This is a genomic window from Candidatus Neomarinimicrobiota bacterium, from assembly GCA_016784545.1.
In the GTDB taxonomy this organism is placed as follows: domain Bacteria; phylum Fidelibacterota; class UBA8477; order UBA8477; family JABMPR01; genus JABMPR01.
Genome location: JADHUM010000007.1, coordinates 65,584 through 81,121 on the forward strand (window position 1 = coordinate 65,584; position 15,538 = coordinate 81,121).

The following is a 15,538-nucleotide window of genomic DNA, read 5'->3' on the forward strand; positions in this document are numbered from 1 at the left end:
GTTCATAATGAAGAAAATGACAATTATTACTCTGTGCCTTACCCTGTTTGCTATGAATAGCTTTGCTCAGGTCTCGGCTTCGGAGAAGCGGTATCTCCGCGTGGGTTCATTGCAGTCCCATTTCTCTGCATACGGCTCCGAACGGGCCTGGACAGGCACCTATTATGAAGGGTTGCGTTGGCCTGCCCAATATCCCTATCAGGACAACTCAGTTATCAAACGAGCCTGGATTGCCTGTAAAGATTTTCAGGATGAGGAGGGCGTGGACTTTTCCAGATATGCCGTCTATTTCTATCTGGGTGACGAGGGGATATCATTATTCCCCATGTCAATCACTGAGAGTGCTAAATTCGTCAATCCCACTATCTATGTAGACGGCGAGGATTTAACATCCATTTTTGCCAACGAAATTGATACGCTGGATGAGAATCAGATTCCTGATCGAATCATTACCAATGTGGTGAATACATCAATGGGTCTGACCCAAACGCGTACAATTCTAGCATATAGCCAGCAATATCATGACAATTACTTTATCAAAATCTACACCTTCACCAATACGGGAAATATTAACTGGGATGCTGATATTGAGCTCACCGACTCATTGCGAGGGGTTCGCATGGGGTGGGGGACTCGCTATAGTATGGGTCGCGAGACAGCTTCATATACTGAGGGCAGTCAGTCCTATGGAAAACACAATTGGGTGACCAGACGTGGTGAAACCTATGCAGATCACTATCAGGATGCTATTACGGTGGCCGATCCTATCAAAGATTGGATCAGAGCTGGTTGGTCATATCTGGGTCAATCAAATCTCCTGACCTGGGACAATATCGGGGCACCAGATGTGAATGGCAGCGGGCGGCTGGTTTCCCCCCACAATACAGGATCAGCCATTCTGCATGTTGATGTGAGTGCATCAGACTCCAGTGATAACATTAATCAACCTACCTTCCTGGGGTGGCATGCAGGAGATACATATCCAAGTGTCGGTTACCAGCGGGTAGAAGATATTCCCGGCATGACAGCAGTTTACAGCATGTTAAGTGGCAACCCACACAGCGGACTGGGTGGCACGGGCAGGATGGATGAGGAGAACCTTACATCCATAACTCACAGACTTGATCCTCAAACCATCCATGGTGATGGCGGTGGTACCAATGTCATGATGACCTATGGACCTTTCGATCTGGCTCATGGTGAGAGTGTTGTCATCATTGAGGCAGAAGGCGTAAGTGGTCTTAGTCGTCAGGCTTGTGAAGAGATTGGGGCAAGATGGCAGCAAGCTTATCGGGATCCCTCTGATACAGGTCCATTCGACCTTCCTGATGGTTCAACAACGACTGACAAGGATGTCTACAAAAATTCATGGGTATACACGGGTAAGGATTCAATCATGCTGACCTTTAGCCGTGCTCTGAGAAATTTTGATAATGGCTTCGATATTCCACAACCGCCTCAACCCCCAACAAATTTCAATGTTGAATCTGGGGGAGATCGAATTAGTCTGAGCTGGTTGGCCAGCCCCTCTGAGTCTGAATCTGACTTTGCTGGGTACAAGATTTTTCGAGCCATTGGCAAGCCGGATACCACCCATGAAGAAATTTTTGCCTGTGGTGTTGGCACTGATCATCCAACAATTGATTACTATTTCGATGATACGACGCCGGTTCGTGGGCAAGCTTACTACTATTACATTGTAGCTTTTAATGATGGATCGAATAATCAGACTGAAATGAATCCGAAGGGTTCTCTACATAGTGGTAGATACTATACCCAAACCACAAAATCAGCCGTTCTGAAGCGACAAGCCGGAACAGATCTGGATGCTATCAGAGTCGTTCCAAATCCTTTTAACATTCGAAGAAGTGGAACCAAGCTGGATTATCTGGGTGAGTCAAACAAACTCATGTTTCTGGATATTCCTGGTCAGTGCATCATACGTATTTATACGGAACGCGGGGATTTGGTTAAAACAATCGATCATACAGATGGTAGTGGGGATGAGGAATGGCGCGAATTGACTGATTTTAGGCAGACTGTAGTGAGCGGCGTGTATCTTGCTCATTTTGAATTACCAGATGGTCGATCGACCTACAGAAAATTTCTCATTATCAGGTGATCTGGTATTGAAATATTAGAGTTAATAAAGTTTATGTATTAACTCTTTGTCGGTTATATTTATGGCAAGAAATTAGTTAGGGATATTTTTTTGAGTTCCGCTTTAATGTTGACGAATTGGAAAATTTGTGTTCAAAAGCATTATAAATCGAGGATTAGGAAATGAAGAAGCTGTATAGTCTGTTGCTCTTGTGTTTATTAAGCACAGCAATACTCGCATCAACGACGGGAAAAATCTCTGGAGTTATCACAGATAATGAATCCGGTGAGCCCCTTATTGGTGTGAATGTAATGATTAGCGAATTGGGAGTTGGTGCTGCCACGGACTTTAATGGGTATTTCGCCATCCTTAGCATACCACCTGGATCTTACAATCTTTCCGCTAATTATATAGGATACGCTTCTGTCACATACAGCGATGTTCAGGTGAGAATTGATTTGAACACAACCCAGAATTTCAGGCTATCAAGCCTGGCTCTCCAGGGAGAAGAAGTGGTGATTGAAGCCACGAAACCCGTTGTGCGGCAGGATGTAGCTTCAAGTCAGCGCAACTTGAGCTCAGATGAGATCGTCGATATGCCCATTAATAGCGTCAGTGATGTTATTGGTCTTCAGGCAGGTATTGAAGGGCTTTCAATTCGCGGTAGTAGCGCAGATGAAATGACCATGATGATGGATGGTGTTACCCTCAAGGATGATCGTACAGGAGCCCCCATTTCAGGTATCCCCTTGAGCTCGGTAAAAGAAATAATGATACAATCAGGTGGATTTAATGCTGAATATAGTGATCTCCAGTCTGGTCTTATCAATGTGGTGACTCGTGAGGGTGGGAAGGACAGCTACTCCATGAGTTTATCCTATAGATATAGTCCACCTGCACCCAAACACTTTGGCATGTCTCTATTTGACAAAGATGCCTATTTTATGCGACCCTATCTGGATGATGATGTTGCCTGGACCGGTACAGATAACGGTGCCTGGGATGCATTCACTCAAAGTAGATATCCAGCATTCAGTGGCTGGAATCAAGTATCAGAACAACTCCTTTCAGATGATGATCCCACCAATGATTTGACACCCACAGGTGCCAAGCGTCTATTTGAATGGCAAGTTCGCAGACAAGGCCATATCACCAAACCAGATTATCAAATTGATGCTGGATTTGGGGGACCCGTACCAGGTATCAGCAAGGCTCTAGGCAATCTAAGATTCTTTGCATCTTACTCAGGCTCCCAGGAAATGTATCTCACACCCATGTCAACGGATGGCTATAGAGACTGGGTGGCAACCTTGCGACTCACATCAGATATCAATTCAAAAATGAAACTATCCATTTCAACTTTCAATAAAAATACATCCGCTTCAACCTCAAGTGGGACAGGTACTCCAAGCATATTTACCAGTACCTGGGGTATTGCCAGCGTTTTTGGTACCAATTCTCAACAGTCCTGGAAACTTTTATATCCAGATTATTACTGTCTCACAGATATTAATACCAATATGGTTTCAGCGAAACTGACCACCCTCATCAATACCAACTCTTACTATGAAGGTATAGTTGAGTATTCCAAAACCAGTTATGATACAAATCCTGGTGAACGCCGCGATTCCACATTGTTTGATATTTTCCCGGGTGAAGCAGAATATTTGACTGATGAAGGTCCTTTTGGATTTGATGATGGAACCTCTGCCTCTGTAGCTGGAATATTTTCCATGGGTCTCAAGAGTAATGCTCGGGACACCTCAACCACATCCAGAATTAAAGTCAAGTTGGATTACACCAATCAGGTCAATCAGCACAATCAAATCAAAACGGGCTATCAGTTTGAATATTTTGACTATGACATGAATTATGGTGCCATAAATCCCGTATTGCCTGTTGGGCGACCCTTCAGCAAATGGCATAGAAGTCCTTATCAGATGGGGCTCTATGTTCAGGATAAGCTGGAGTTTGATGGGTGGATCGCCTCCATCGGTTTGCGTGCAGAATATTTCGATCCCAATACAGATTGGTATGATGTAGATGACTATGATGACATTTTCTTTTCGTCTAGTTATACTGATGATATTGAGGATCAAATCCCAACCAAGAAGGCTAAAGGAACATTCACACTCCTACCCAGAATAGGTATCTCTCATCCCATTTCAATCAATTCAAAATTGTACTTTAACTATGGTCATATGCGTCAGAAATTTAATCCTGATGAACTCTTTGGCGTGCGCCGCGTGACCGGTGGTGAAATGTCCACTTTTGGTGATCCTGAATTGCCAATGGAAAAGACGGTGGCATTTGAACTGGGATATGATCAGGCAATATTTGATCAGTATTTATTGCACCTCTCTGCTTATTATAAAGATAAATCGGATCAATCCTCAACCATCACCTTCGAGAGTAATACGGTAGACTACTCCAGATATGCTGCCATCTTCTATCAGGATATCCGTGGATTTGAATTCGAATTGAGTAAGAGTCGCGGCGATTGGATAACTGCATTTTTCAACTACACCTACTCTATTTATAGTTCAGGTCGTTTCGGGGTTCGCAATTTTTATCGCAATCCAGCCGAACAACGCGAAGAAGAAGCAAATTATTCCAGGCAGGTTCAGTATAAACCATTGCCACAGCCTCGGGTTAACTTCAATCTTGGCCTTCATACCCCTAAGAACTTTGGTCCAACATTTGCGGGAGACAAAATTCTCAGCGATTGGCATCTGTCCTTTACTGGCCGCTGGGTGGCTGGAGCGTATGCAACTTATGGAAATGTAGCCGGCATTATTAACAATGTCCGCTGGAAGGATTCCTATAATGTAAACAGCAAGCTCTCCAAGACCTACCACATGGGGAACGTCAATCTGACCTTCCTGGCTGAAGCCTACAACCTTTTCAACTTCAAGCATTTCTCAACAGCAAGTATGGCCACTGGCCAGAACTATGTGGATTACCAGGAATCACTCCACTTTGGCGAGGAAGTGTACGAAGAGCTTGGGTTCAACCATATCAGCGGTGATGATCGCCTGGGTGACTACCGACCAGATGATGTTGATTATCAGGCCATGGATTTTCAATATTCTGCCTATGCGAACGATGGTTCAGCACTGGGTGGCGTTGAAAACGTCTACTATTGGATTGAAGAAGAGAATATGTATATGAGTTATTCAGCAGCTGATGGTGACTGGACTCAGGTGGGTGATGCCACCATTCAGAAAGTACTTGATGACAAAGCGTACATTGCCAATCCTCCAAATGAATCGCTCATGTTCCTGGCACCCCGTGACATTTTTGTGGGTGTGAAACTGGCTTATAATTTCTAATTCGAAGTATTGAGAATTATTCAAGGAATTCATATGAAACGAAATCTATCAAGAATCAAGATCAGTACACCTTCAAGTGTGGTAATTCTATTACTGATCCTTGCTTTTGTAAGCCTGAACTTTGCCGCTGAATTCCGGTGGATAAAAGTTGGAAGCTTGCATAATTTCTATCAAGCAATTGGATCAGAACCAGAGGAAGATGTCGGTGCTGAACAACAATTTGGCATGCGTTGGAATGCATTTTATGATCACCAGGACATGCAGGCAGCCAAGGGCATGTGGATTGCAGTTGCCAACTACGAAGATCCCGTGGCAAACGCCACCTTTGATTATAAGATCGCCCATTGTGGACCTCGCCCACGTCCGGAAATTGCCTCCAATGAATTTATGCCCACGGCGTTTGGTATGACGGGAAGATTTGCAGCACCAACCATTATAGTTGATGGGGAATTGGCTTCGGATCTGGATTGGGATGATCTGGTGGATGATGGTGGATTTGATGTTTTCCAAAAAGCTGACCGTCAGATATACAATTCAGTAAACACCTCCACGGGTATTTCCTTTGATAGAAATGTTTATGCCTTCAGTCAGCAATACTATGACAATTTCTTTATTTATGAGTACACATTTGTAAACACCGGTATTGTCAGTCAAGATGAAACCATCAGTCACAGCAATACTTTAGAGGGTGTCTATTTTCACTGGCAGTTTAGAAATGCTGTTGCTGGTGAAGGTACTGTCGAGGGGTCCGGTATTGATTGGCGTGGCCGCAGGGGATGGGGAACTCCTCAGAACTGTCGCTGGGGTATGAATACCATGAACAGCGTCATTGGAGAGGATCCAGATAGCCCTCAGACGACATCCATGTTTTCAGGCGCCCCAGACTACGGGCGTATGGGGATTGATGAGTACGATTACGATAATGAAATGATGCGTGCCTACACTTCATGGCATGGTCGTCATTCCACACTGAGCTACGATAACATCGGTTCACCAAACTATCAGGGTTGGTTGGCTGATGGCTTAATGGGTGCATCTCAATTCATGGGAGCAGTCGTTTTGCATGCCGATGTATCAGCAAGCGATCATTCCGATGATGTTTATCAACCTTCTACCACTCAAAAAATTGAATCCAACGATGCTGAGACGACCAACAATGATCAATTCAGTAGTTCTCGTATGGAGCGAGGGTACACCCAATTTGTAGCAGCTGGTCATGAACCTCTAAATCATTCTGAGCAAGTGAAATCCCAGGGTCAGTTTCCTGATCAATTTTCTACTGCCGGTGGGTATTCACAGACCTGGTCATTTGGTCCTTACACCATGGCACCTGGTGACACAGTACGGATTGTTGTGGCAGAGGGCGCTGCTGGCCTCAACCGTGAGATGAATCAAAAGGTTGGTAATACCTGGTTTCGTCATGTTGCATTAGGTGAAACTCCTACAGCTGAAATGCCTGATGGATCAATGCAGACACTCACAAGCGTTGCTGATGCAGATGAGTACAAGAATTCCTGGGTTTACACGAGTCGTGACAGTCTCATGGAAACCTTCCGTCGGGCCCGTTTTCTCTATAAAAATGGGATGGACATGGGGAGTATGACACCTCCTGATCCGCCTCAATCTTTTGAAGTGATCTCACAGGGTAACAGGATTTACCTGACCTGGGCTGAGAATGCCTCATTGTCACACCCAAATTTTGAAGGGTATAAATTATACCGTGCCAAGGGTCAGTATGACTCAACCTATTATGAGATTGCTGATCTTAATGTGACTGATGGTTCGTTGGCTCATGAGTTTTCAGATATGTCAGCCGAACGAGGCCAATTATATTTCTATTACATTATATCCTATGATGATGGGAGCACAAACGAATTAGAACCTGGAATCCCATTGCGCAGCAGCCTTTTCTTTACCAGAACCAACAAGGGTGCTTCCATGCTGAAACCGCCAGCAGAGAGTATTGACAACGTGGTTATCGTTCCAAATCCCTACGTGATTTCAAATGAAACCCTCCAGTACGTTGGTGAAAAGAACAGTATCAAATTCTGGAATTTACCCGCTGCATGTGAGATCAATATTTTCACAGAGCGTGGAGATAAGATATATACATATAATCATGTGGGAAGTGGTGTTGCCAGTTGGAACCTCATGACATCATCGCGCCAGATTATTGTTAGTGGTGTTTATATTGCAACATTTGAGACACCAGACGGTGATAAAGTAATCCGAAAATTTGTAGTCATTCGCTAAGGGCTTAAGACCCAACGGAGGATTTTTTAAAATGATGAAGTGGAATCAATATTTAAAGCTTGTAATGGGGATACTCGTCCTCGGTCTGGTTCTCGTTACCTGTGAGGATTTTGAGGATGAAAAGTTTGAATTATCAGCCGTGGATGAAGCGGCTGTCTATTCCATGGCAGACACCCTCGAGATTAGCCTGAGAATGAGAAATGCATCAATTTATGCTGATGGAACCAATCTTGGTATCCTCCTGGCAGGAGGTGGTCTGGATACGGTAATCATGGCTGTGGATACGAGCAATGCCCTGGAGCTCATAGACATATATACGGCCCTGGGAACCACGGGACGTCCCTCGTTTGCAGCAAATGATACGGTCTATGTCACCCGGCTCACTGCCGACAGTCTATCGTTTCGCCTGCTGAATGTAACCACCCCAGGGACCTATGTGATCTATCTGAATCACCACGCTCAACCCAGTCTGTTTGCTGACAACTCGGGGAGTATGCTTCGGATTGATTTAGCGTCCGACGATATGTCACCAGAACTGGTTGCCAGTCTGTATAGCTTACCTGGTCCAGTACCAACCATAAAGGGCAGGTATGAGTTCGAACTTGATGCGGGGACCTACTTATTTGAGTTAGCTCGTATGGAAGCAACAACATTGGATGATTTTCGCGTCGTCCTTATGCGCGAGCAATAGAATGATCAATCGCTGAGGGACATGATATGAAGAATAAACGACTAGCCATTCTGATGACCCTGCTTCTTTCGAGTACGGCGTTTGCAGAATTTACAAAACTGGCTCAAACAGGATTCCAGTTCCTCAGTGTGATTTCAGATGCACGAGGAGCAGCCCTGGCAGGAGCTATGACCACCATGCCATACGGCTCAGGTTCTCTCTTTTTCAATCCTGCAGGTATGGCTGAAATGGAGGGTACGGTGGACATCGTAGCCAGCAAGAATACCTGGATTGCCGATATCAATCATACCACGCTGAGCATGGCCTATAAACCTGCCAATAATAAGTATGGTGTATTTGGGGTCACTGCTCAATCAGTAAATTATGGTGATATGCAGGGAACCATGGTCTGGGGTCACGAACCAGGATGGATTGAAACGCATACCATTCAACCTTCTGCTCTCAGTCTGGGTTTTGGATATGCGGTGAGTCTGTCTGATAGGTTTTCAATCGGTTCACAGATTAAATATGCAGTACAGCAGCTCGGTGGAGCAGTTGTTGAGATCCATCCAACTCAAGCAGATGTGAAAGATAGTCTTTCTGTTCAGAAGTTTTCTACTTCGGCAGTAGCTTTTGATTTTGGAACCCTATTTGATACAGGGTTTAAGGGAATATCCTTCGGAATGAATGTGAGGAATTTTTCAAATGAAATCGCCTATCTGGAAGAAAATTTCCAGTTGCCTCTAACATTCACCATGGGTCTCTCTATGGATTTGATTGATCTCATCCCCAACTTTTCTGATGCCCACTCATTAATGATGAGTGTGGATGCTGTTCATTCACGTTCCTATCCAGAATATCTTAATATAGGTATGGAGTATAAGCTCCTGGATATGCTCTATCTACGATATGGCTATCTCGACAATCGCGATGAAAGAGCTTCTTCCTTTGGTTTTGGCGTTTCACGTTTTGGTCTCGGGGTTGATTATGCGTACATACCTTTTGGAATCCTGGATGAAGTTCAGATGATAACCGTAAGATTTACATATTAGATAAATGATCCGTGCGTAGGATTTGGAGAATTAAGTTTATGAGAACACAAAATTTATTCAGTTGCTTAATTATTGGCCTCATTCTCATTGGGGGGATCGGCTGTGAATATGATGACTATCCAGATCCAATCTGGAATCCAGATGATGCAGGTGGAGCAACACCCGTTATCACTTCATTGGATCCACCAGATGTGGCCTATGATGGTCTCACCACGGTAACCATTAGCGGTGAGAATTTTTCACCAACGCTTACAGAGAATCAAGTCACTTTTAATGGCGTTACTGCCACCCTTAATACCGAGTTATCCACTGCAGCACAACTGGTTTTGACAATGCCCATTGTCATCACCGATGCTTCACTAAATGCTATCAGTGGTGTACAAGTCATGGTTGCTGTACAGGGTGCCTATGCCGGGGCGGTTTATGACCAGGATTTTCGTATCGAACGCGCTGTAATCGAATGGGGTAGCTTCATCGGGGAGAAACCTGAAAAGCTTCCCAATGCAGTAGCTGTTGATGCAGATGAGAATGTATTTATTGCAGGAACCGACAAGATTCTTTACAAGGTTGATACCCTGGGGGTCCGTACAGAATTTGGCACAGGATTAAGTGCCACAACCAATGACCTGAAAATGGGTCCAGGAGGAACCGTTTATTTTTGCAGGAATAATCCCTATGTATATCGTGTTGATGCAGCAGGTGGTGCTGCCGATCGCTGGCACAGGGTTGGTTCAAAAATAGCCTGTTTTGATTTTAATGTAGACCAGAACCTCTACTGCGGTGGCAAAAATGATTCATTGTATTTTATTGATATCACAGCTGAGACCAACCGCGGGGTTGCCCTGGCAGAGGACTACAGCTATACAGCCATGAGGGTCTATGATGGTTATGTCTATGTGGCAGGCATCTATGAGGGAACCGATGTAGCTGTAACCGTAACTGAAGCAATATGGCGCCACGAAATTCTAGCTGGTGACGAACTGGGTCCCAGGGAATTAGTCTATGATTGGGCTGATGCTGAATATTCAACGGATCAGAATATTTTGAGCATGGTCGTGGACTCTGATGGTCTCTTTTATATTGGTCTAAGCGAATCAGCCGGTCCAGCAATCGTAACCATTAATTTTGCGACACAGGCCGTCGAGCCATTCTATAACGCTGTGCTGACTTCTCCAGCAACACATCTGTCCTGGGGAAATGGCAATTATATATATTGCGCCCGGACAATGAATAGCTCAACCGATGAGCTCCCTACAGGGGCATTTCGCATTGCACAATCTTTGACAAGTGCGCTATATTACGGGCGCAATTAGCAATAAAACGACAACTCAATTCATGGGCCGAACACCAATGTGTACGGCTATACAAAACTAGGAGGTATTACATGAAGAGAACGGTAACAATGATGTTAATCCTGAGTCTATTTGCCTTTTCGGCATATGGCCAATATTGGGGCGGTTGGACCGGTGGATTAGGTACAGAAGCTGCTGATACATTGGATGCTTATGGACAGGGACTGGCGGTTGATGGCGCAGGGAAAATTTGGTACACACCATATTATAACTCTGAAACCGTCATGATTGACACAGGTAGCGGTACTGCTGATTATGAAGATGGTGTACGTGCCATTTATGTTTTCAACCCAGATGGAACCGAAGCCAGTTTTTCACCTATCATACAATTAACTGTTGATGGTGTGACAGATACACTTCAGAATTCAAATCGTGGGCTGAGGACAGACGATAACGGTAATATCGTCGCCGGTTCCTGGTGTACGTTTTATCGCATCAATCATCTAACTGGTGAAGGTATGGACAAAATAACACCTTACCCAACGGCTGATCCAGATGATGATCCATGGGATGGAGAATCCATTACTGCCGCTGCTTTTGATGATGATGGCAACATGTACTGTAACGCTGTTGTTGCCAGTGCTGGTCCTATCAATGCCTATGATGCAGATTGGGAATTAATTGATAATCTGGTGCCTGCCGATATGCTCGGTGGTTACTCACGTACCATCGAAGTTGCTCCTGATGGAAGTGCAATCTATCATTGCAATTTCACTGGTAGCCACGGACTGGTCCGTTTCAATAGCAGCACCGGCGATGTCTATGGTGATTTCACCGCTGATATTGATTCACTTTTTCCAGGTCTTTCTGTAGAAGCAACCGGTTGGGATCCAGCTGGTCGTCTGTGGGTTGGTAACACAGGTGGTGCAGCCTTCCAAAACTGTGGTTTCTATGCTTTTGATCCAGCCACGGATACAATGGTTGACAGTTTCATCGTTGGTGCTTCCATGGTTGCTCTTGGTATCAAACCTCGTGGTATTGATTTTGCCGCTGATGGTAACACTGCCTACGTCACATTTTTCAATAGCTGGGACAATCCTGCTATTTTCAAAATTGAAAAAGATGTTGTTGGCGTATGGGAACATACTGGTACTATGATTAGTGGCTATGCTCTAAAAGCTAACTATCCAAATCCTTTCAACCCAAGCACCAAGCTTGATGTTGTCTTGAAGGATGGTGGCGTAGCTGATCTTCGCATCTATGACATGCGCGGAGCAGAAGTTGCTGTATTGAACAACAGCTATCTCTCAGCTGGCGAACATACATTCACCTTTGATGCTTCTCAATTTGCAGCTGGTGTCTATATCGCTAAATTTACAGCCAATGGAGCCATGTATACTCAAAGCATGACTTTGGTTAAGTAATTAACCGTTATTGTTTGAAGAAGGGGCTGTTAATTCAGCCCCTTTTTTTTCATTATTTTTAAGTACCGCATTTTTTCATTCCCCTTGGCTTACATTAGCGGGTGAAAAAAATGGAGTCCCACATGAAGAAACAACTATTCGCAATATTGACTGTTCTATTTGTCGTGCAACAAATCATGGCCCAGCCCACCAACGATGAGTGGCGGTCTACCTGGGTTATTACCTGGGAGCATATAAATGCTGGAAGCACAGTCGCTCAAAATCAGGCTCGCGTAAGAGAAATTTTAGATAATCATGTTGAAGCCAACATGAACGCAGTCCTATGGCAAGCCCGCCAGGGCGGAACAGCCTATTATAATTCATCATTTGAACCCTGGGGGTATTACGCAGGGGGTTCTTATCCAGGTTATGATCCACTGGCATACGCCGTCGAACAGGCACATATGCGGGGGTTGGAGCTACACGCCTGGTTTAACACTTTTCAAGCGGCATCAACCGCTCCGGGAACACCAGCCGGGGATCACCCCGAATGGGTTTGCCGGGATCAGCAGGATATCCCCATGCCATCCAGTAGAGCACTATCTCCTGGATTGCCTGAAGTACGAGAATATCTCGTAGATGTCGCCATGGAGATAGTCAATAATTACGATATTGATGGGATCCACCTCGATTATGTACGCTGGAACGAATACAGCGATTTGTTGTTCAGACAACCACACCCTGATCCCGTAGCTGAGATCAGTCAGCTTGATCAAGTCCCAGATCCGACCATGATGCTGAACTTACTCGATCCACAAAGCGGTCGTTATCTATATGATATTGATCATCCCTACAGCGGTGGAATACCTGAGGGTTATGCAAGCTGGCCTGAGTTCTGGAGATCCTCTGTTACCAGTCTGGTTGAAGCTCTGCACGATTCTATTCAGACCCAGAAGCCCTATGTGCGTCTGTCTGTTGCTGCGCTGGGGAAATACAATTGGTCTGGGTGGAACGGGTATAATGTGGTCTATCAAGATGCTGCAAAATGGTTTAATGATGGTAGTATCGACCAACTCACACCCATGCACTATCACTGGCTGACAGCCACTTCATTTATTGGCATGCTGCAAGGCAACTGCCCTGATTGTTGGAGTGAGTATATTCAGCCCGGGATTACGGCTGGACGCCTCTTTACGGCAGGTCCTGGCTCTTATTTAATGGTGGATAGCTGGGGAAATCATACCAGTATTATTAATGCGGTCAGAAATGTCAGTTGGGTTGATGGTTTCCAGTTTTTCTCATATGGCAGCTGGAAGGACTTTGATTATTTCGACAATGCCGGGGCTGGATTCTTTGCCAAAAAGACCAAGGTTCGTGATACGGGCCTCATCCTGGATGCCACCCCAGGCACCCCTGGTATTAGTCTGACTCAATTAGATGAACTAAACATCCAGCTAGATATTGCACCGCCAGCCGGTCTATCTGAGGACCAATGGTTTGTGGTTTATCGGGATGCACTGAATAGTATCGATCAGGATCAATCCACAATTGTTGATGTTCATTTTGGACAGGATAATTACAGCATAGTTGACGCCTTTGATGGCAATCAGGATCATAACGCTGAATACTATTATGCCTCCACCATGCTGGATCGGTACTGGAATGAATCCCTTACCTCAAACATAGTAGTGTCAGCCCCATTACCATCGTATGCACCACAAGTTGCAGATATCCTACCAACGGATGGAGATACAGTAAGTGTGGTCGATATCATTGATATCAACTTTAGCAAGACCATGGACATTGCCAGTGTGAATGCCGCCATTGTATTCACACCTGACATTGAGATGGATGATTACTTATGGAGTCCTGGTGATAAAAGACTGAGACTTTATGTAGATGGTCATTATGAATTTGGTACGACCTATACTCTGACCATCGGTGCCACATCAATGGACGTAAATGGTGTGCAACTTGATGGAAATGGGGATGGGGTCCCCGGAGATGCCTACTCAATTAGCTTCTCAACTCATAGTGTGGATTTAACCGGACCAGAAATCAGGTCCATGTTTCCTGATCCAGCTGCCGGTGTAGATTCCTTTGATGTGATGGGGGTTCTCAGCTTCACATTCAACGAACTGCTGGATCCAGCTACTGTAAATGAAACCAATGTCACCTTAATGATGGGGGATGAACAGATTGAAATTGATCCTGTTCATTCAGCCAATGAAGTCAGATCCATTATTGATGTTCGAGCTGAAGAACCACTAATTGGTGGCGAGACCTATTCGCTTCATCTAAACACATCCATAACGGATACTGCCGGGAATGCCATGGTTGAAGAAGTGACTGTCAGCTTTGTAACCCAATTGAATCATTACACCGAGTCCATTCTCATCGATGATATGCGCGGAACCCTGGGATCGTGGGCTGCCCCTGGATATAGCGGTACCACTGCTGGAATTCTCGGTTCTCTCACAGAATTTGAGTATACCAATCTGGTCTACCTGCCTGCATCCTATGATTATAGCTCAAGGAAGAAATCTGCTTATCTGAAATACGCCTGGGATCCTGAATATGATGGGGGAGCAGGTCCGTATATGATCAGGGAATATCTATCCGGTGGAGCAGCGCGGGATGTTGTCTTCGATAATTCATACATTTTGCAATGCTTTGTCTATGGAGATGCCAGCGGAAACAGGCTGCGTTTTGCATTGGATGAAAAAATTGGTGTTTCCTGGCCCAATCATGAAGTATCCCTTTATCATGTTGTGGATTGGGAAGGTTGGAGACTGCTTGAATGGGATTTGAGCGATCCGGAACTGGTGGGAATCTGGATTGGCAACGAAATACTTGATGGAGATGGGTATCGTATCGATAGTTTTCAATTATCCTATGATGAGGAAGCCGGTGATGCTGCTGGTCAAATTCATTTTGATGAACTCAGGGTTGTTAAAAAGATGGGAGGCGTTTCAATTGATCCTTCACTTGAAACCCAATTGCCAGCTCAGGTCAGCCTGTATCAGAACTATCCCAATCCTTTCAATCCCGAGACGGTGATTAGTTTTGATCTGCCTTCAAGTATGCAAACTCAGATTTCCATTTTCGATATTCGAGGTCGAGAATTGGAAATTCTGGTGAATGACAATCTCCCAAGTGGAAAGCATACCCTTCACTTTGATGGAAGTGCTTATGCCGCTGGCGTGTATATGGTTGTCCTGGAAACCGAATTTGGCACCCAGGCCAAACGAATGCTGCTTCTGAAGTAGGAATTTGAGCCTAAATAGGATTTCTTTAAAGCACCCGAATTAAGAGGCTGTGTGAAAACGGGGGTCCAATAGAGGATACTTAGTTAGGGTTTCGATCCCGCGACTAGACAGATCATGCGTAACCTTTTGATAATAAACTAGATAAGTTGTATTTATTCTTGTTATT

Annotated in this window: 8 protein-coding genes; all 8 read left to right on the forward strand. The window is 44.8% G+C overall.

The window, feature by feature from the left end:
- The first annotated feature begins 7 nt into the window (after positions 1–7).
- The 8 genes from ISR87_03020 (at position 8) to ISR87_03055 (ending at position 15,372) form a co-directional block, all read left to right on the forward strand.
- A complete protein-coding gene (locus tag ISR87_03020) occupies positions 8–2,122 on the forward strand; it encodes a fibronectin (GenBank protein ID MBL7024400.1) in 2,115 nt (704 codons plus the stop codon).
- 161 nt (positions 2,123–2,283) lie between these two features.
- Positions 2,284–5,433 (forward strand): TonB-dependent receptor, encoded by a 3,150-nt coding sequence (locus tag ISR87_03025; GenBank protein ID MBL7024401.1) that lies wholly within the window; start codon positions 2,284–2,286, stop codon positions 5,431–5,433.
- 33 nt (positions 5,434–5,466) lie between these two features.
- Entirely contained in the window at positions 5,467–7,686 is a 2,220-nt protein-coding gene (locus tag ISR87_03030) for a hypothetical protein (protein ID MBL7024402.1), read from the forward strand.
- Positions 7,687–7,717: 31 nt separating this feature from the next.
- Positions 7,718–8,377, forward strand: a complete 660-nt coding sequence (locus tag ISR87_03035; GenBank protein MBL7024403.1) for a hypothetical protein — start codon at positions 7,718–7,720, stop codon at positions 8,375–8,377.
- A gap of 26 nt (positions 8,378–8,403) precedes the next feature.
- Complete coding sequence (locus ISR87_03040) at positions 8,404–9,408, forward strand: PorV/PorQ family protein (GenBank protein ID MBL7024404.1); 1,005 nt, start codon at positions 8,404–8,406, stop codon at positions 9,406–9,408.
- A gap of 38 nt (positions 9,409–9,446) precedes the next feature.
- Positions 9,447–10,721, forward strand: coding sequence for an IPT/TIG domain-containing protein (locus tag ISR87_03045; GenBank protein ID MBL7024405.1), 1,275 nt, complete (start codon positions 9,447–9,449; stop codon positions 10,719–10,721).
- 71 nt (positions 10,722–10,792) lie between these two features.
- Positions 10,793–12,124 carry a T9SS type A sorting domain-containing protein gene (locus tag ISR87_03050; GenBank protein MBL7024406.1) on the forward strand — a complete coding sequence of 444 codons (1,332 nt, stop codon included), beginning with the start codon at positions 10,793–10,795 and terminating at the stop codon, positions 12,122–12,124.
- Between the two features lie 122 nt (positions 12,125–12,246).
- Complete coding sequence (locus ISR87_03055) at positions 12,247–15,372, forward strand: family 10 glycosylhydrolase (protein ID MBL7024407.1); 3,126 nt, start codon at positions 12,247–12,249, stop codon at positions 15,370–15,372.
- Positions 15,373–15,538 lie beyond the last annotated feature (166 nt).

Bases quoted from the DNA above. Each gene is read 5' to 3' on its own strand.
- ISR87_03040 (MBL7024404.1), top strand. From the start codon at position 8,404: ATGAAGAATAAACGACTAGCCATTCTGATGACCCTGCTTCTTTCGAGT.
- ISR87_03020 (MBL7024400.1), top strand. From the start codon at position 8: ATGAAGAAAATGACAATTATTACTCTGTGCCTTACCCTGTTTGCTATG.
- ISR87_03030 (MBL7024402.1), top strand. From the start codon at position 5,467: ATGAAACGAAATCTATCAAGAATCAAGATCAGTACACCTTCAAGTGTG.
- ISR87_03050 (MBL7024406.1), top strand. From the start codon at position 10,793: ATGAAGAGAACGGTAACAATGATGTTAATCCTGAGTCTATTTGCCTTT.
- ISR87_03055 (MBL7024407.1), top strand. From the start codon at position 12,247: ATGAAGAAACAACTATTCGCAATATTGACTGTTCTATTTGTCGTGCAA.
- ISR87_03025 (MBL7024401.1), top strand. From the start codon at position 2,284: ATGAAGAAGCTGTATAGTCTGTTGCTCTTGTGTTTATTAAGCACAGCA.
- ISR87_03035 (MBL7024403.1), top strand. From the start codon at position 7,718: ATGATGAAGTGGAATCAATATTTAAAGCTTGTAATGGGGATACTCGTC.
- ISR87_03045 (MBL7024405.1), top strand. From the start codon at position 9,447: ATGAGAACACAAAATTTATTCAGTTGCTTAATTATTGGCCTCATTCTC.